13 protein-coding genes are annotated in these 19,374 nt (G+C 34.2%); 5 read left to right on the top strand and 8 right to left on the bottom strand.

What is annotated here, in order from left to right; genetic code table 11:
• Window positions 1–132 precede the first annotated feature (132 nt).
• The 4 genes from OS188_RS07265 to uvrA all read right to left on the bottom strand — a co-directional run bounded on the left by OS188_RS07265 (window position 133) and on the right by uvrA (window position 7,390).
• Window positions 133–2,964: a metalloprotease gene (locus tag OS188_RS07265; protein ID WP_267148162.1), complete on the bottom strand. Its 2,832-nt coding sequence runs from the start codon at window positions 2,962–2,964 to the stop codon at window positions 133–135.
• Window positions 2,965–3,407: 443 nt separating this feature from the next.
• Window positions 3,408–4,097, bottom strand: coding sequence for an LOG family protein (locus OS188_RS07270; RefSeq protein WP_267148163.1), 690 nt, complete (start codon window positions 4,095–4,097; stop codon window positions 3,408–3,410).
• A gap of 235 nt (window positions 4,098–4,332) precedes the next feature.
• Window positions 4,333–4,503, bottom strand: coding sequence for a lmo0937 family membrane protein (locus OS188_RS07275; RefSeq protein ID WP_267148164.1), 171 nt, complete (start codon window positions 4,501–4,503; stop codon window positions 4,333–4,335).
• A 55-nt stretch (window positions 4,504–4,558) separates the two neighbouring features.
• Window positions 4,559–7,390, bottom strand: a complete 2,832-nt coding sequence (gene uvrA, locus OS188_RS07280) for an excinuclease ABC subunit UvrA (protein ID WP_267148165.1) — start codon at window positions 7,388–7,390, stop codon at window positions 4,559–4,561.
• A gap of 280 nt (window positions 7,391–7,670) precedes the next feature.
• On the opposite strand from uvrA, the gene OS188_RS07285 reads away from it, so the two are divergent.
• From OS188_RS07285 to OS188_RS07295, 3 genes are read left to right on the top strand one after another with little or no spacing between them, the layout of a single operon-like run.
• Entirely contained in the window at window positions 7,671–10,028 is a 2,358-nt protein-coding gene (locus OS188_RS07285) for an arylsulfatase (protein ID WP_267148166.1), read from the top strand.
• A gap of 13 nt (window positions 10,029–10,041) precedes the next feature.
• Complete coding sequence (locus OS188_RS07290; RefSeq protein ID WP_267148167.1) at window positions 10,042–12,399, top strand: arylsulfatase; 2,358 nt, start codon at window positions 10,042–10,044, stop codon at window positions 12,397–12,399.
• 50 nt (window positions 12,400–12,449) lie between these two features.
• The gene (locus tag OS188_RS07295; protein ID WP_267148168.1) at window positions 12,450–12,974 is read left to right on the top strand and encodes a DUF8685 domain-containing protein; all 525 of its coding nucleotides are present in this window, start codon (window positions 12,450–12,452) and stop codon (window positions 12,972–12,974) included.
• Between the two features lie 106 nt (window positions 12,975–13,080).
• Here OS188_RS07295 and OS188_RS07300 read toward each other — a convergent pair whose 3' ends face one another.
• From OS188_RS07300 to OS188_RS07310, 3 genes are read right to left on the bottom strand one after another with little or no spacing between them, the layout of a single operon-like run.
• The gene (locus OS188_RS07300; RefSeq protein ID WP_267148169.1) at window positions 13,081–13,803 is read right to left on the bottom strand and encodes a hypothetical protein; all 723 of its coding nucleotides are present in this window, start codon (window positions 13,801–13,803) and stop codon (window positions 13,081–13,083) included.
• A 53-nt stretch (window positions 13,804–13,856) separates the two neighbouring features.
• A complete protein-coding gene (gene ggt / locus OS188_RS07305) occupies window positions 13,857–15,584 on the bottom strand; it encodes a gamma-glutamyltransferase (RefSeq protein WP_267148170.1) in 1,728 nt (575 codons plus the stop codon).
• Window positions 15,581–16,189 carry an acyl carrier protein phosphodiesterase gene (locus tag OS188_RS07310; protein ID WP_267148171.1) on the bottom strand — a complete coding sequence of 203 codons (609 nt, stop codon included), beginning with the start codon at window positions 16,187–16,189 and terminating at the stop codon, window positions 15,581–15,583. The genes ggt and OS188_RS07310 overlap by 4 nt, the downstream gene beginning before the upstream one ends.
• Before the next feature lie 87 nt (window positions 16,190–16,276).
• Between OS188_RS07310 and glmM the strand changes: the two genes are divergently transcribed.
• A complete protein-coding gene (gene glmM / locus OS188_RS07315; RefSeq protein WP_267148172.1) occupies window positions 16,277–17,659 on the top strand; it encodes a phosphoglucosamine mutase in 1,383 nt (460 codons plus the stop codon).
• A 108-nt stretch (window positions 17,660–17,767) separates the two neighbouring features.
• On the opposite strand, the gene OS188_RS07320 is transcribed toward glmM, so the two are convergent.
• Window positions 17,768–18,658 (bottom strand): lysophospholipid acyltransferase family protein, encoded by an 891-nt coding sequence (locus OS188_RS07320; RefSeq protein ID WP_267148173.1) that lies wholly within the window; start codon window positions 18,656–18,658, stop codon window positions 17,768–17,770.
• Between the two features lie 63 nt (window positions 18,659–18,721).
• Between OS188_RS07320 and OS188_RS07325 the strand changes: the two genes are divergently transcribed.
• The gene (locus tag OS188_RS07325) at window positions 18,722–19,372 is read left to right on the top strand and encodes a rhomboid family intramembrane serine protease (RefSeq protein WP_267148174.1); all 651 of its coding nucleotides are present in this window, start codon (window positions 18,722–18,724) and stop codon (window positions 19,370–19,372) included.
• The last annotated feature ends 2 nt before the right edge of the window (window positions 19,373–19,374 follow it).

Genomic DNA, 19,374 nt, shown 5'->3' on the forward strand with positions numbered 1-19,374 from the left:
GTTAAACCGTTAAAGATTTATCAAATTATCAGTGATTAGAGTAAAATATAACAAAAAACTGAAAGATTATCAGTTATTTCCGAAATGGTTAAAAATATGTTATTGGAAATGAGATTTAGAGTAAAGCGTTTTTTAATACCAACGTCTAGTAAATAAACCAAAGAGGGTTTTGAAGTCTAGAGTTACTATAAAGCGAATTTTTTCTGCATATTGGGGTTGAGAGACTTCCCAACCTAAGTTAGAGTAAACTGGAAAATATAATTCAAAATAATCTGGCATAAGGCTTACTCGAATTCCAGCATCATAAACAAACTTCGTATTTTTTCCATGGTTTTTTACCAAACCAAGATCTCCATAAGCTAAAATGTATTTCCAAATTGTAGCACTTCCGTTAACTGTACTTATCCAGGCATTGGCATAAGGTGTATCTAGCTTAGATTTAAAACCACCTTCGGCAATAATTATCTGCTGACTAAAAAGTCCGGAGCTTTCAGAACGTCCGTAATAGTTATAATCAAACAAATAATCTGTTGGCCTGTCTAGTGCATAACTAAAATAATCTGAAGTCTCGTAGGTTTTATTGTACAAGAAAACACCTGTAAAAAGCCTTAAATTATATTGTCTGTTATTTTCGGTAAGCTTTCTATACTCAAAATTGAAAGCTAACTTCCCAAAATTTTTACCAAATTGCATATCTGCAAACCAGGCAGTATAATCTTTTAGGCCTTTATTGATGTTATTATAACGAAGGTCTAAAACACTATAATTAGGTTGTGTAGCATCTGCAGTAGATATCGGGTTTTTATCTCTATGAATATCCACATACCTCAAGGTGATAAACTGCTTTTTATTAGAGCGTAAATTAGATTTGTCTCTAAATTTAAAGCGTATTCCAGGCGTTAATTTTCTAACAAATAAATCTTCGGCATAACTGGAGTAGCTTCCCGATATGCCGTAACTTACGCTAAATAAATCGGAGTTATTTTTTACATATTGATTATAATTTAAAGTTATGGAGCCAGTTAAAGAATTAGATTTTGTTCCGTATTGAGGCTCAATTTTATAGTAGAAAGGCTTTTTAAGAACCGTTTTATTATAGGCTTTTACGCCAAGAACAATGCCATCGTAAATATTATCGAATTCTATCATTGGCATTAAAAACACCTGATTGTACGAAGGATCTTCAATGTCTTTTAACAATCTAATTTGAAGTGGTCTGTTGAATAAGGAGTTTGTTAAAGATTTTGTGTTGTCTCTTAAATTGTACTCTGGAACTACAAAATCTTTGTTTAATACTACTCTGGTGCCGTTTCCTTTCGCTAGTGTTACGGTTTTTGTGTCTGTAACATTGGCTACCCATGCCTTGGAAATTACGGTGTCTTTATTTAAAACAAATACAGAAATTGGGACATTGGCGTTGGTTTTATTCTTAATAGTTACCTTTACCGAATCTCGAGATTCTTGAATGTCTGCAATAGTAAAATCAATATATTTTTTGGTTTTTAGAAAATCGGTGAAAAACCAATTAACATCCTTTGTAGTTTTAGATTTTAAAATAGTTTCAAAGTCCGACGTTTTGGTTTCCTTAAATGTGAATTCGGATATATATTCTTTAATGGAATTTTCTAGAATATCTGCATTTATATATTGGTCTAAATAGCGTAATCCCACGCCTGCCTTATATTTGTTAGCAATATTTTTATTAAATTTTAACAACGAATCTTTCTCCATGCTTAAAGGTTGATCTATACCCTCTCTAGCCATGTGCATGTATAAAAAAGCGTATTGGTCGTTAAAATCTAATTGAGTGGCATGAAAAGACTTAATTCCCCAAATTTTAGATAAGGTTCCAGCAAGCTTCATATTTGGATAGTTTTCTTCTACATATTTCATTAAATAGTAAGTTTGTAATCCGTCTATAAGCCATTGGTCTTTTCTAGGGTTTAAAATCAGAATATTTTCCAAATAGTTGTTTAAGGCCGTTTTTAAGATTTTCATTTCGTATTGAAATTTATCTGGAAACGGACGAATAAAACTAGGTAGTAGGTTTAAACCATAAATAGGATTTTTTCTATAGTCAATATCGGTTATTAAGAGTTTTTCTAAAGGGTAGGGACCAAGATTTCTAACTAAGAACTCAGAAACATGATCGGTTATTACCAAATTGTCAATCATATTTAAATCTTCTTCATCTAAATTAGACACCAGAGTAAAATAATCGGTTTTTACCTGGGTAAATTGTTTGGCTTTATTCAAAAATAATTTGGTGTTTACTCTATTTCTTCCTTCAAGTTTAACAATAGAAAGACTGTCTTTTTGGATAATGTCTACTTGATTCAGTTCTGATGTTACGTGATAATTATTTGGAATTTGCAATTCTAAGTTGATGTCTGAAACAGGTACAAATAAATCGTCTAAATTTTTATTACTAAAATATTCCCATTCGCCATTGTAAACAGCGGGAGTGATGTACCAATAGCGCAAATTGAAATCTCCATTGTTAGTAATTCCATATCTGGTGAATTTATCGCTCGGTATTTGTACTATATATTTAAGGTGAAGTGTGTAGCTTTCGTTTGGTTTTAAAGGAGTTTCTAGCTGTACTTTTAAAACATCTATATTCTCTTTAAGCCTATCGAAGACTAATTCCTGATTGTTTTGTTCAATAGATGTAACTACCGAATAACCTCTGTCTTCATTTTTTGCAAAGTGAAATGCTGTGCTATACTCTTCGGCAAAACGTTTGGCCAACGGGGTGTTTTTTGTGGCGTAACTTTGATTCCAATCGTTTAAATAAATAACATCTAAAACATCGTTAGATGTATTGAAATAAGTAATTGTTTGAGAAATTTTAATTTGATTTTTTTCTACATGAAATTCTGCTTTTAAGTCTATTTTATTCTGACTTAAAACCAATGCAGGTATAAAAAGAAATAAGACATAACTTAAAATACGTATTCTCAACTTATTTTATAAACTTTAAAGGTTGCACATTCGTATTTGGTATATTTATATAATACACGTTCATTTTTAAATTATTTAAATCTTTATTCGAAGATTTGTTAGAACGAATAATATTGACTGCATTCTTTATTTTAAAATACAACAAATATTCAGATTTAGTGATTGTAATTCTAGTGGCTTTTAAACAATAAGCACACAGGTTTAAATATAAAGGATAACTACTTCGATTAATAAGTTTTAACTTTAATTTATAATGAATGACATTGAAAAATTATGCTCGTTAGCTCAGACTACGTTTTCACGGTGATTGATAGACTAAAAAAACGAATTTATAAAATAATAAGTTTAATTCGTCTTATAAAAATAAACTAATAACAAATGCTATCAGCATAGAGATAGCATTTGTATGGTTCTAACATATTGCTTATTTACTATTATTGCATTTAGAAATTAGGACTCAGTCTATACTTCTTATAGAATTCATCAAGAATTTCTATAACGTCCTCTGGCGTGTCTACCAAGTGAATTAAATCCAGGTCTTTTGCACTAATATTATTAAACTTTTCAAGTAAAGTTTGGTTTATCCAATCTAATAAGCCTCCCCAAAAGTCAGTTCCCACTAGAATAATAGGGAATTTCTCAATTTTGTTAGTTTGAATAAGTGTAATGGCTTCAAACAACTCGTCTAAAGTTCCGAAACCTCCTGGCATAACAACAAAACCTTGAGAATACTTAACAAACATGACCTTTCTAACAAAGAAATAATCGAAATCTAAACTTTTATCTCCGTCAATATATGGATTGTCGTGTTGCTCGAAAGGTAAATCAATGTTTAATCCTACAGATGTTCCTCCTGCAATATGGGCACCTTTATTACCAGCTTCCATAATTCCTGGGCCACCACCTGTAATTACACCGTAACCGTGGTCTACAATTTTAGAAGCTACGTCTTCGGCTAATTTATAATATTTATTATCTGGTTTTGTTCTTGCAGATCCGAAAATAGATACGCAAGGTCCAATTCTACTAAGTTTCTCGTAACCGTTTACAAACTCACCCATGATTTTAAAAATAGCCCATGAATCGTTTGTTTTAATTTGATTCCAACGTTTATAGTGTTGTTCGTCTCTCATTTATAATATTTTTTGTGTAAAATTTAGTTTAACAAATTTGTTTGTTCAAATAAATCCAAAGGCAAATTTAAGAGAAATAAGAACATATTGGATGCTTTCTTTAAAGGAATTATAATTAGATATTTAAAAACTATTAATATACTCTGTTTTCTTAATGTAGTTTACACAAAAAAAGAGTCAAATCTCAAACGAGATAAGCCTCTTTTATTAATTTTATTCTAATTTTAATTTAGGGTTATTTTAACGGACCACGTCCAGAAATAAGGTTGTATAAAATAACAATAATAGCAATTACTAGTAAAATATGAATTAAATTACCGGTTGGAATGCCATCAACAACGCCTAAAAATCCTAGTAGCCATACTACAATACAGATAACAGCTACTAACCAAAGTAAACTTCTCATAATATAGGTTTTTATGGTTAAGGAACTAATTTAATAAATTTATGTGAGAATTTTTTTATTTTAATTCTTTTTTTAGAAACTTTGCTGTATAGCTTTTTTTATGCTTAATTATTTCTTCTGGAGTTCCTTCCACAATAACTTCGCCTCCATTTTTACCTCCTTCGTAGCCTATATCTATAATATGATCAACAGCTTTAATCACATCCAGATTATGCTCAATAATTAAAACAGTATTGCCTTTATCAGCTAATTTATTGAGAACAATCATCAACACTCGAATATCTTCAAAATGCAATCCTGTGGTAGGTTCATCCAGAATATAAAAGGTATTTCCTGTATCGCGTTTGCTTAATTCTGTAGCCAATTTGATACGTTGGGCTTCGCCTCCAGAAAGAGTGGTGCTTTGTTGTCCAAGTGTAATATATCCCAAACCAACATCTTTGATGGTTTTAAGCTTTTTATGAATCTTAGGAATGTGCTCAAAAAACGGAACAGCCTCGTTGATAGTCATATTTAAAACATCGCTAATCGATTTTCCTTTATAACGAATTTCTAAGGTTTCTCTATTAAAACGTTTTCCCTGACAGGTTTCGCATTCTACATAAACGTCTGGGAGAAAATTCATTTCAATAACCCGTAAACCACCACCTTGGCAAGTTTCGCAACGTCCGCCTTTTACATTAAAGCTAAAACGGCCAGGCTTATACCCACGAATCATAGCTTCAGGAATTTTAGCAAATAGGCTTCTAATCTCACTAAAAGTCCCAGTATACGTGGCTGGATTACTTCTTGGAGTTCTTCCAATTGGCGATTGGTTAATGTCAATAACTTTATCAATATGCTCTAAACCCTTAATGCTTTTATAAGGCATTGGTTTTTTTACGCCATTAAAATAATGGGCATTCATAATAGGGTAGAGGGTTTCGTTTATTAAAGTAGATTTTCCGCTACCCGAAACACCAGTAACACCTATCATTTTTCCTAAAGGAATTTTGACAGAAATATTCTTTAAATTATTTCCTGTACAGCCTTTTAACTCTATAAAGTTTCCATTGCCTTCTCTTCTATTTTTGGGAACTTCAATTTCTTTTGTGCCATTTAAATAATCGGCTGTAAGCGTATGATGTGTTTTTAATTCTGTTGGAGTGCCAATACTTATAATTTCGCCCCCAAACTTTCCTGCTTTTGGCCCGATGTCTATTACATAATCGGCATGTTCTATCATGTCTTTATCGTGTTCTACCACAATTACAGAGTTCCCGATATCTCTTAAGGAAATTAAAGATTTTATTAGTTTTTCATTATCTCTTTGATGAAGTCCAATACTAGGTTCATCCAGAATATAAAGCACGCCAACCAGTTGAGACCCTATTTGTGTTGCCAAGCGAATACGTTGTGCTTCTCCTCCAGAAAGCGATTTAGAGCTTCGGTTTAAGGATAAATATTCCAAACCTACATCCAGTAAAAACTGTAATCTGGTTTTGATTTCTTTGATGACTTCTTCAGCAATTTTTATCTGTTTGTCTGAAAGATGATTTTCTAAATCGTCAAACCAAGCAGCCAAATCGACAATGTCTTTATTGGCTAAATCGGCTATGTTATTTTCATTTATTTTGAAATATAAAGATTCTTGTCTTAAACGGGAGCCGTGACATTCAGTACAACTAACCTTATCCATATAATCTTTTGCCCAGCGTTTTAACGAGGTGGTTTCAGCATTGTTGTACTGACTTTCAATAAAGTTAGCTAAACCTTCAAATTCAATTTTATAATCACGTGTCAGACCTAAAGTTTTACTTTCAACTGAAAACTTTTCATTTCCACCATACATAATCATTTGCTTGGCTTCTTCAGGAATACTTTTATATGGGTCGCTTAAAGAAAAATTAAAACGTTGTGCTATAGCTTCAAGTTGCTTAAATATCCATGAGTTTTTCTTTGGACCTTGAGGAGCTAATGCACCGGCTTCAATAGATAATTTTGGGTCTGGAATAATTTTACTTTCGTTTACCTGATACAAAGTGCCAATACCGTTACATTTTGGACAAGCTCCTTTTGGGGAATTAAACGAAAAATTGTTAGGTTCTGGATTTGGATAGGAAATTCCCGAACTCGGACACATTAAATTTCTACTAAAATATCGTGTCTCTTGAGTATCTTGATCTAAAACCATTAAGACATCTTCACCATGATACATGGCTGTGTTAATGGTTTCTGTTAAGCGTTTGTCGTTATCAACAGAATTGTCAATTTTTAGTCGGTCTATAACTATTTCTATATCGTGCGTTTTGTAACGATCTAGTTTCATGCCTTTTACAAGGTCTTTAACTTCTCCGTCAGCTCTAACTTTTACAAACCCTTGTTTGGCTATTTGCTCAAACAATTCTCTGTAATGTCCTTTTCGCGAACGGACTACTGGGGCTAAAACATTAATGCGTTTGCCATTAAAACTTTCTATAATAAGCTCTTTAATCTGCTCGTCGTTATAGCTTACCATTTTTTCACCAGAATTATAACTATAGGCATCGCTGGCTCTAGCAAAAAGCAATCTTAAAAAATCATAAATTTCTGTGATGGTTCCAACTGTAGATCGAGGCGATTTACTAGTTGTTTTTTGTTCAATAGCAATTACAGGCGAAAGTCCGTCAATTTTATCCACATCCGGACGCTCTAATCCTCCAAGGAACTGTCTGGCATAAGCTGAAAAAGTTTCTATATAGCGACGTTGTCCTTCGGCATATATTGTATCGAAAGCTAAAGAGGATTTTCCACTACCAGACAAGCCAGTAATCACTACTAATTTCTCTCTAGGAATGGTAACATCTATGTTTTTTAGGTTGTGAACGCGTGCGCCTCTAACCTCAATATTTTCTTCGAATTGACTCATATAATCACGGAGATTTTGTCGTTTAGAAAGACAAAGATGCAAAGGTACAGATTCTGCATTTAAAAATGAAGAGAAGAGGGTTTGGACTTTGAAATTCAAGGATTAAAAGAATAAGAATTAAAACTTATAATTTAAAACTTTTCACATGCTATTAGAGATGTATTATTTTCTAATAATCCCAAAACAGTTTTCCACGCTCTGACTTATTCTTGTTTTAAGCCTCTCTTTGTTTTAAGACTTTATACTATATTTGTATGTATAACCAATTAAAAATCGACATATGAAACTACACTTAACTAAAACTTTAAGGATTTTAATACTTTTTATAATTGGTACTTCAACCACAGCAGTTCTTGCACAAGATGTGCTTCCTTTTCCACCTACACCAATGGAAAGTGTTACGAATGAGCGTATTCAAGACTCCAAAATGAAATGGCCAACCCATCCACAACGTCTTCCAAAAGATGCACCAAATATCTTAGTGATATTATTGGATGATGTAGGTTTTGGAATTTCGGAAACAATGGGAGGCGATATACATACTCCTAATTTTTCTCGTGTTGCAGATGAAGGTTTATTGTATAATACGTTTCACACCACATCTATATGTTCGCCAACACGTGCAGCGCTTCTTACCGGAAGAAATCACACTCGGGTAGGTTCCGGTACTATTGCTGAACGTGCCGTGGCATTTGACGGATATACAGGAGTTATCCCTAAAACAGCAGCTACCATTCCAGAAATTTTAAAAGAATATGGATATCATACTTCGGCATTCGGAAAATGGCATAATACACCAGCGACAGAAACAACCATGATGGGACCAAAAGACCATTGGCCAAATAATTATGGTTTTGAGCATTTTTATGGATTTCTTGGAGGCGAAACCTCGCAATGGGAACCTAGATTAACCCAGAATTACGATCATATTGAGCCGCCAGAAGATGAAAATTATCATTTAACTGAAGATTTAGTAACTCAGGCTTTGAAATGGATGGATAACAGCCAGGCATTTGCACCAGACAAGCCTTTCTTTATGTATTGGGCACCAGGAGGTGTTCATGGGCCACATCATGTTGCTACTGAATGGGCAGATAAATACAAAGGAAAGTTTGATGATGGTTGGGATGCGTACAGAGAACGTGTTTATAATCGCCAACTTGAAATGGGAATCATTCCAAAAGGAACAAAATTAACCCCTCGCGATTCTACTTTGGAAGCTTGGGACGATATCCCTGAAAATCAGCGTGCATTTCAATTGAGATTGATGGAGATTTTTGCAGGTTTCGTAGAACATACCGATGCACAAGTAGGAAAATTAATAGACGGTTTAGAAGAACGAGGCTTACGAGACAATACAATTGTTATTTATATTTTTGGAGATAATGGTTCGAGTTCTGAAGGGCAGCGAGGCTCTATTTCAGAATTACTTGCACAAAATAATATTGCGAATACCGTAGAAGATCAGATTTCTGCTTTAGATAAAATTGGAGGCCTTGCAGCTTTAGGAACCTCGCATACAGATAATATGTATCATGCGGGTTGGGCATGGGCAGGAAGTACACCTTTTAAAGGCACCAAATTATTGGGTAGCTATTTTGGAGGCACTAGAAACCCTATGGCTATTTCCTGGCCAAAAGGAATAAAGCATGATGATAAAATTCGCTCACAATTTCACCACGTGATAGATATTGCACCTACAATTTATGAAATACTTGGAATTACACCTCCAAAAGTTGTTTATGGTTTTGAACAACAAAAAATGGATGGTATAAGTTTAGCTTATACTTTTAATAATGCTACCGAGAAAACACATAAAAATGAACAGTTTTTCGATAATAATGCTAGTCGAGCCATTTATAAAGAAGGTTGGATGGCTTCTACTTTTGGTCCCTTTATTCCGTGGAATACACCAGCTTCTGTGCCAAGAATTAATGCTTGGGATTCCGATAATGACCAATGGGAGTTGTATAATTTAAACGAAGATTTTTCACAAGCCAACGATCTAGCTCAGGAATATCCTGAAAAGTTAGAACAACTTAAAAAAGAGTTCTTAGTTTTAGCTGAGGACAATAAAGACTTCCCAATTGGCGCAGGTTTATGGCTTCGAATCTATCCGGAAGATGTGCATAAGCCATCGTATTCAGAATGGACATTTAAACAAAATACAAGACGAATGCCAGAGTTTAGTGCTCCAGGAATTGGGAGACAGAGCAATACAATTGTTATAGATATGGAGGTTCCAGAGAAGGCAAATGGCGTGCTATACGCTGTAGGAGGATCGGGAGGAGGAATTTCATTTTATATGGAAGATGGTTATCTTAATTATGAATATAATATGGAGTTAATTGAGAATTATAAAGCTAAAAGCAGCTCTCCAATCGCTGCTGGAAAACATAAAGTAACAATTGAGACTAAAATTGAAGGTCCCGGAAAAGCTGGGACAGTTAGTATTAGTGTAGATGGAAAGGAAGTGGCTACCACTAACTTAAAAAGAACTGTTGCTGTTGCCTTTACAGCCACAGAAACTTTCGATGTTGGTGTCGATTTAGGCTCGCCAGTTTCTTATCATTATTTTGACAAACGTCCTTTTGAATTTAATGGTATTATCAATACTGTACATGTAAAACTGAATTAATCCAAACCCTATTATGAAATTACGACACGTATTATTGTTCACCACATTTCTTATAACCGGAGCCATGTCTGCCCAACAGATACTCCCGTTTCCTCCTGAGCCTTCCGGATCGCAGGCAGGTTTAACTATGGAAACTTCAACCTATAAAAAAAGAGAAGAAGCCAAACATTTGCCAGATAATGCGCCTAATATTCTTATTATTTTAATCGATGATATTGGCCCAGGTTCTGCCTCTACCTATGGGGGAGAAATCAATACGCCAAACTTAACGCGTGTGGCAGATCTGGGGGTTTCGTACAATCGTTTTCATTCTACTGCCATGTGTTCTCCAACACGTGCTGCACTGCTTACTGGAAGAAATCATACAGGAGTGGGGAACGGGCAAATTGCAGCTTTAGCTAACGATTTTGATGGTTTTTCTGGAGTAATTCCTAAGTCGGCTGCTACTGTAGCTGAAGTTTTAAAAGCTTATGGATATAATACGTCTGCTTTTGGAAAATGGCATAATACACCTGAAGACCAAATTACTAATAAAGGACCTTTTGATTATTGGCCAACAGGTTACGGTTTTGAAAACTTTTACGGATTTTTAGCTGGAGAAGCATCTCAATACGAGCCAACTTTGGTTCATAATACAACGTATGTTACAGAAGAGCGCGAGGAAGGGTATCACCTATCTGAGGATCTTGCAGATAAAACTATTAAATGGCTTCAAGAGCAAAAAACATACGCTCCAGAGAAACCATTTTTTGTGTATTGGGCTCCAGGTGCAGCACATGGACCACATCATGTGCCAAAAGAATGGGCAGATAAATACAAAGGAAAATTTGATGACGGATGGGATAAATATCGTGAACGTGTTTTTAAGCGTCAAAAAGATATGGGATGGATTCCACAAAACACGCAGTTAACACCTCGTCCGGAAACTATGGCTTCTTGGGCTTCTATCCCAGAAAACGAAAAACCTTTTCAACGACGCTTAATGGAAGTCTGGGCAGGATTTGCAGAACATGCCGATTACCATGCTGGGCGTGTTATAGATGAAATAGAAAGAATGGGAGAATTAGACAATACGCTTATTTTTTACATTTGGGGAGATAACGGTTCTTCTTCCGAAGGATTAAACGGAACAATTAGTGAGCAATTAGCTCAAAACGCCATTCCTACTAAAATCTCTCAACATATTGAAGCTTTAAATGAATTAGGAGGTTTAGATGTTTTAGGAACTAATAAAGTGGACAATATGTTTCATGCTGGATGGGCATGGGCAGGATCAACACCTTACAAAGGCACTAAATTAGTTGGAGGTTATTTTGGTGGAACCAGACAACCAATGGCAGTGTCTTGGCCTAAAGGAATTAAACATGATGGCAAACCTCGTGCACAATTTCACCACGTTATAGATGTAACACCTACCATTTATGAAATTTTAAATATTCAAGAGCCAGAAGTGGTAAATGGTTTTGAACAAGACGATATGGATGGAGTGAGTATGGTTTATTCTTTAAACAATCCAGATGCTAAAGGAACACATAAAACACAGTTTTTTGATATTATGGCCAGTCGAGGGATTTATAGCGACGGATGGATGGCTAGTACTATGGGATTAAGAAAACCGTGGATAGGGGGTGCTCCTGAAGGAGCCAAAACATGGAGTCCAATGAATGATACATGGGAACTATATAATCTAGATGAAGACTGGAGTCAGGCTAATGATTTAGCAGCTAAGTATCCTAAAAAATTAGAAGAAATGAAAATGTTATTTATTTCGGAATCTACAAAATATAAAAACTTACCAATTGGTGGTGGCTTATGGGCAACTGCTTTTTTTCATCCAGAAGATGCTCCAGCTTCTCCATTAACTAAATGGACTTTTGATGTCCCATTGACGCGTATGCCAGAATCGGCAGCACCTAAATTAGGAAAAATGAGTAGTCTTGTAAAAATGGAGATAAAAGATGCTCCAGAAAATGCAGAAGGCGTTTTATATGCTTTAGCTGGCTTTGCAGGTGGAGTTGCTTGCTTTGTTCAAGATGGATATATCAATTATGAATTCAATTTATTTGAGATTGAAAGAACCAAAATTAGATCTAGTGAAAAACTGCCAAAAGGAAAATCGACTGTAGAAGTAGAATCAAAATTGGTAGATAAAATTGGTGGAGCTATGGATGTTAGCATTAAGATTAATGGAAAAGTTGTTGGAACTAAACGTGTGCCACGTGCTATGTCGCTTCACTTTACCTCAAATGCTACTTTTGATATTGGAACCGATTTAGATTCGCCAGTTTGTTTAGAATACTTTGACCAAGCTCCGTTTCCTTTTAATGGTAAAATTGGAAAAACAGAAATTGAATATTTAAATAAAAAGTAATTTCACACTTAGAAGAACTCATAGTTAAATAGTAAATCATACACATAAATATGAATCAAATATTAGGAATAAGCTCAAGAATCAATCATCCGGAATTTGGAAAAGGCGTGGTAACCAATGTAACTTCTAAACACTATTGGGTGACTTTTATTGAAAGTGGTTTAGAAACCATTGATATTGATTCAGAGTTTGAAATTATTGAAGTAGCCGAAGACGATGTAGATACCGTGAGTTTTGCTGAAGTTGAAAGCAGTCTGGTACAGATTTTAAAACGTTGGAGCGATGTATCAGAAGTGGTGCATATTGCAGATAAATGGAAAGGTGGAAAACTAATTTTACAACCAGGAGACACAAATTTAAAATCTAATGAAGTTCCAATTGATACATTTTTTAGAAAAATAACCATGGTTCGGGATAGACTCCGTGTTATGGAGCAAAAAATTAATTCCAGCAATCTAAGCGAGCAAGAGAAAATTGATTTGCAACAATATCTAACAAGAAGCTACGGAAGTTTAACCACGTTTAATGTGTTGTTTAAATTGAAAGAACAGCAGTTTGTTGGACAGAGAAGTTAAAAATTAAAAATAAACTTCATTGGAAGAATTTTTAACTGAAGTTTATTTTATCAGATGTTATAAATATTTTCTTTATGAATCTCATTTGTAAAGTTGATAGGTGACCTTATTCTCTTCCTATTATATGATCTATTTCCAAACCAAAAACTAACATTTTATGGAAGGTTGGGAGTTTGGCATTGCTTTCTGTTGTTGTCCAGTTATTCCAAGAGGCTTCCAATCCGTCTATAGGTAAAATACTTACCCACATTTTAAAACTCTCAGGCATTCCGTTGTCTTTTAAATGCCATAAGTACGAGTCTCCAGGTGTAGAACCACCAGAGGTATAGGTTACTAATAAGGCGTCTTTACCACTATTAGTTTTAACTAAACGCCTTTCAACGTCTTTATCAAAAACCTTATATGGAGCCACTAACCAAAAAGAATCGTTGTTAAAAAAATCAATAGCTTTTTTTATAAGCTCGTCCGCTTTTTCATCCTGAACTTTAAAGCTATGAATGTACGCATTGCTGGCAGAATAGTCCTTTAAATCGAGTTCTACTTTATAGTCTTTCCAAAAGACAGAACAGATATTTTTGTCCTTTTGCCATTGATAATGACGCCTTTTTTTAAAAGTCCATTCTATATAGTTTGTATTCTTATAGGCTTCATAATCTAAAGCGTCAAGCATTTTAATTGCAAGAGCATCTGCCTGTTCTCCTTGAGTTCCTACAGGAAGTTCTTCGTTGTATTTAAAATAGACAAAACCATAAAGTAGCAAAGTTGGTAGTGTAAAGAAAACAATAACTCCAACAACTATTTTTAAAATACGTTTTACTTTCTTGGTCATCTTTTTTGGTTGGGTTACTTTGTAAATATATTAACTCTTTAAATGTAAAACAATTAAAAACCAACAGCAGTATCATCTCCACGTTTATCGGCACCACCTTCCAGAGTGCCATTGTCTAAAACTAAAATACCATCTACAATGCCAATAATTGGCGAATGCTCTTCGTTAATCTTATAGCCTTTTTCTGTTAGTTTTTTTATCAAATCTTTATCAAAAACATGGGGTTCCATTCTAATTTCATCTGGGAGCCATTGATGATGAAAACGAGGGGCATTTACGGCCTCTTGCATACTCATATTAAACGCTTCAACATTTAAAATAGTTTGAAGAACAGAAGTAATAATAGTGGAACCTCCAGGTGTTCCAACAGACATAAATAGGTTGCCGTTTTTCTCCACCAGAGTTGGCGTCATAGCACTTAACATGCGTTTTTCTGGCGCAATACTATTAGCTTCGGCACCAATTAGACCATACACATTTGGAACACCCGGTTTGCTGCTAAAATCGTCCATTTCGTTATTTAAAAAGAAACCAAGTTCATCTATATATAACTTAGAACCATAACCACTGTTTATGGTTGTTGTAACCGCGATGGCGTTTCCATATTGATCTACAATAGAGTAGTGGGTAGTTTCTGTGCTTTCCTTAGCATAGGAAGAACTTTCATGTTCCATATTATAACCTTTAAAAGTACCATGAGAAATACTACTCGAGGGTGTTGCTTTTTCAAAGGAAAAATTGCTCATTCTTCTTTCTAAGTAACTTTTACTTAAAAGGGAATCTGTTGGAATATCTACAAAATCCGGATCTCCAAGAAAATAACTTCTATCGGCATAAGTTCTTCGTTCGGCTTCGGTAATTACCTGAATAGTTTTTAAAGAATTATGACCATATTTTTTTAATGGAAAAGGTTCTATTTGTTTCATAATTTGAGCTAAACAAATACCCCCACTTGAAGGAGGCGACATGGAAATTATGTTTAAATCCTTGTATTTAAATTTAATGGGATCTCGCCATACAGCTTCATATTTTTGCATGTCGCTCATACTAATTATTCCACCTTTTTTTGATAGGAAGTCAACGAGTTTCTGAGCTGTTTCACCTTTATAGAATTCGTTTTTACCATAATTAGCTATACGTGTCAGCGTTTTTGCTAAGGCTATATTTTTAAGTGTGTCTCCAGCTTTTTTATTTTTAGAAAAGATAAGCTCTTTACCATTTACAACTCTAAAAATACTGTCGTAACTATGAAATCTACGTTCCTGTTTTTTAGTTATTACAAAACCGTTATTTGCAAGATTTATCACAGGTTGTAGAACCTCCGGAACAGATAGTTTTCCAAATTTTTCCTGTGCGGCAAAAATTCCGGCTACCGTTCCAGGAACTCCAACCGAAAACTCCCCAATCAAACTTTTGTTTTCAATGATATTTCCTAAGGAATCTAAGTACATGTTTTTGGTGGCAGCCAAGGGTGCTTTCTCTCTATAGTCTAAGGCTCCAGTTTCGCCTGTATTCAATCTGTAAACCATAAAGCCTCCTCCTCCAAGATTACCCGCATAAGGGTAACAAACTGCTAAAGCCATTTCTGTGGCCATCATGGCATCAAAGACATTTCCTCCTTTTTCCAAAATGTCGCTTCCAATTTTAGACGCTTCTTGTCTGGCAGAAACTACCATGGCTTTTTGAGTTATGAGCCCACGTTGAATAGGCGTTTCTTTAGTAGTTGTTTTACACGAAAGAAAACAGCCTATGATAAAAATGATAAGTATTTTAATTTTCATAATTGTTCGGAAAATTTATCAGTTATTTCTTGTCTCTTCAAATTAGCGAAGCTTATTAACTCTTCAAAAAAAAGTTTGAATTCTTCTTCAAACTCTTTGTAATATTGCTTTAGTTCTACGGTAGCCTTGTTCATCCCGGATATAAATTTTGTACGTCGGTTCATCCCTTCTAATACGCTTTGTATACCTTCAATACTTGCATAATTTAGCAACCAATTTCCAGAAATCATATAAGGCATCATGTGTTGTGTTCTTTCTGGGAGAATTTCGAAATGTTTTGTAGTTATTTCATAAAAATTTTGAACATATATATCTAACGGTATTTCAGAATAATTTGACCAGTTTTTTGCTAAAAAATGATCGTATAAAATATCGACTATCACGCCGCTATAATGGCTATAATTCTTATGAAGTCTTTTGGTACTTTGCCTTACAATTGGATGTGCGTCTGTAAACGTATCAATTTCCCGATGTAGCAAAATACCAATCTGTACGTCTTTAGGATAGGCTTTATATTTATTTCCTCTAATTCCATCAGCCATAAAGTTGCCCATAGTTACAAGTTCGTTATTTCCAGATAGGTAGATATGTGCAAGAAAATTCATTCTGTGAATTTACAAATTACTCCTGAGGTTTTACAATTAGATTTACAATTTGTAATTGTATATTTGTTTAAATTAATATAAACTACTATGACATTAATAAAATCTATATCGGGAATTCGTGGAACCATTGGAGGCGAAGTAGGAGAGAATTTAACGCCAATTGATGCGGTTAAATTTGCTTCGGCTTATGGCGTTTGGTTAAAACAACAACGTAATAAGGAAAATTACAGAGTTGTGGTAGGACGAGATGCTAGAATTTCGGGAGAAATGATACAGAATTTAGTAATGAATACATTGGTAGGTTTAGGAATCCATGTTATTGATGTGGGGCTTTCAACTACACCAACTGTTGAGGTTGCTGTACCACTGGAACATGCAGATGGTGGGATTATTTTAACAGCCAGTCATAATCCAAAACAATGGAATGCTCTAAAACTTTTAAATGCGAAGGGCGAATTCCTAAATGGAGAAGAAGGAGCTAAAATTTTAGAAATTGCTGAAAGTGGTAGCATGTCGTTTTCTGATGTGGATAGTTTAGGTAGAATTTCTAAAAATGAAGCTTATATAGACATTCATATAGATGAGGTTTTAAACCTGAAACTAGTAAATAAACAAGCCATTGAAGCAGCCGATTTTAAAGTGGTTGTAGATGGTGTAAATTCCACAGGAGGAATTGCAATTCCTTTATTGCTAGACAGGTTAGGGGTGGAAGCTGTTAAATTGTATTGTGAACCTACCGGACACTTTCCTCATAATCCTGAACCTCTAAAAGAACATTTAACAGATCTATCTGAAGCTGTAGTAAAAGAACGTGCCGATTTTGGAATAGTAGTAGATCCAGATGTAGATAGATTGGCTTTTATGGATGAAGAAGGGGAGATGTTTGGCGAAGAATATACCCTAGTAGCTTGTGCAGATTACGTGTTAAGTAAAACCCCAGGAAATACAGTGAGTAATATGAGTTCCACAAGAGCTTTAAGAGATATTACCGAAAAACATGGAGGAACTTATGAAGCTAGCGCCGTGGGCGAAGTGAATGTGGTTGAGTTAATGAAAAAAAATAACGCTGTAATTGGTGGCGAAGGCAATGGAGGAATTATTTATCCGGAATCTCATTATGGACGAGATGCGTTGGTTGGAGTTGCTTTGTTTTTAAGTTTATTGGCTGAAAAACAAATGAAAGTAAGCGAATTGAGAGCGAGTTATCCAAGTTATTTTATGAGTAAGAAAAAAATAGAATTAACACCAGGCTTGGATGTAGATGCTATTTTAAAGCAAATGGAAGCAAAATATGCGCATGAAACTTTAACGACTATTGATGGTGTGAAAATTGATTTTGCTAATAGTTGGGTACATTTACGTAAAAGTAATACAGAGCCCATTATTAGAGTGTATACGGAAGCGCCAACACAAAAGGAAGCGGATGAATTGGCGGATAAGATAATTGCCGAGATTAATTCAATTTCTTAATAAAGTAATTTGATGCAATCTTCTTGATTTATTGGATGAAGCTATAAAGAATTGTATGGGAAACTAGGGTTGAATCTTAATAACAAACATTTATAGAGCATACACATTTTACTTATAGCTCTCAGGCACTTTATCTCTGTGTTTCCAGCGTTTATGGGTCCAAAGATAGAATTCTGGAGCTTCATTAATTTGGGCTTCTACCAATTTTAGAAATTGATCTGTAATTTCGTAATCTGGGTAATCTTTTGGGTTGTAAGCAATGGTTTTAAAAGAGGTTTCATAATATCCACGCTTTAATTTTTTAACACCGAAAAACACAACCGACATATCTATTTTTTTTGCTAACATTTCAGCACCTGTGTGTACAGGAACGGTTATGCCCATAAATTCATTCCAATGAAAGGCTTTATTTGCTTTCGGAGATTGATCTGATACAAATCCGCAAATGGTAACTTTACCTTCTCTTTTGGCTTGTAATAGCACAGAAATACTTTCTTTTGTAGTTATTAGGTGACTATTATATTTAGCGCGAATACGTTTAACCAATCGGTCAAAATACTTGTTCCCTAAACGTTTATAAATAGCATATCCTTTGACATTCATATAAGTTTGAAGTATAAAAATCCACTCCCAACTCCCATAGTGCGCGCACATTAATGCAATACTTCTATTTTCTTTTTCTAGCTGCTGAATTAATTCCACATTCGAAAATGTAAATCGCTTTTTCATTTCAGCTTCAGTAATAGTCATAGATTTAATAGACTCCACAACCATATCACATAAATGATGATAGAATTTTTTTCTAATGGACTTAATTTCTTCTTCAGACTTATCAGGAAAAACTAAATGTAAATTCTCTCTAACTGTTTTCTTTCTATAGCCTATTATATGATAGATAAGTATATAAACTCCATCTGAAAAAAGGTAAAGTAATCTAAAAGGTAATATGGAAATACCCCATAAAAACGGATAAATTAAAATGTAAGCAAGGAATTGCATGAATTAATTTTAGATTTGCAGAAACAAATATATGTTTTATTTAAAAACTAACGACAAGAATTTATGGGCAATTTAAGTGTTGTATTACTAGTAATAATAGCTGCAAATGTAATTATCTCCTTTAAAGGATTTAATGATTTTGCCTTTTTCGAAAAATATAAGTTTAATATTGGTAGTATTCGTAAAGGAGAACAATTTAGAATGTTTAGCTCTGGATTTCTTCATGTAAATACAGCTCATTTATTTTTCAATATGTTTACACTTTACTTTTTCGCAGACATTGTTGTAAGCTTTCTTGGAACATTTAATTTTTTAATAGTTTATATTGGAAGCTTATTATTAGGAAGCTTACTGTCTTTTTATTTTCATAGAGACGAATACTATTATAGTGCTGTTGGAGCTAGTGGTGCAGTAACAGGTGTTTTGTATTCTGCTATCTTATTGCAACCAGATATGAGCTTATATTTATTCCTTATACCTATTCCTATTCCGGCCTATGTATTTGGAGTAGGATATTTGTTGTATTCAATTTATGGAATGAAAAATAAATCAGGGAATATTGGTCACGATGCCCATTTTGGAGGAGCTATTGGAGGCTATGTAATAACTTTAATACTTGCATCTTGGTTGTTTGAAGAACATTTACTAATGATTGTATTGTTAGCTATTCCCATTATACTTTTGTTTGTGTTAAAGAAACTTGGGAAGTTGTAAAA

Source organism: Xanthomarina sp. F1114 (assembly GCF_026410255.1).
Taxonomy (GTDB): domain Bacteria; phylum Bacteroidota; class Bacteroidia; order Flavobacteriales; family Flavobacteriaceae; genus Xanthomarina.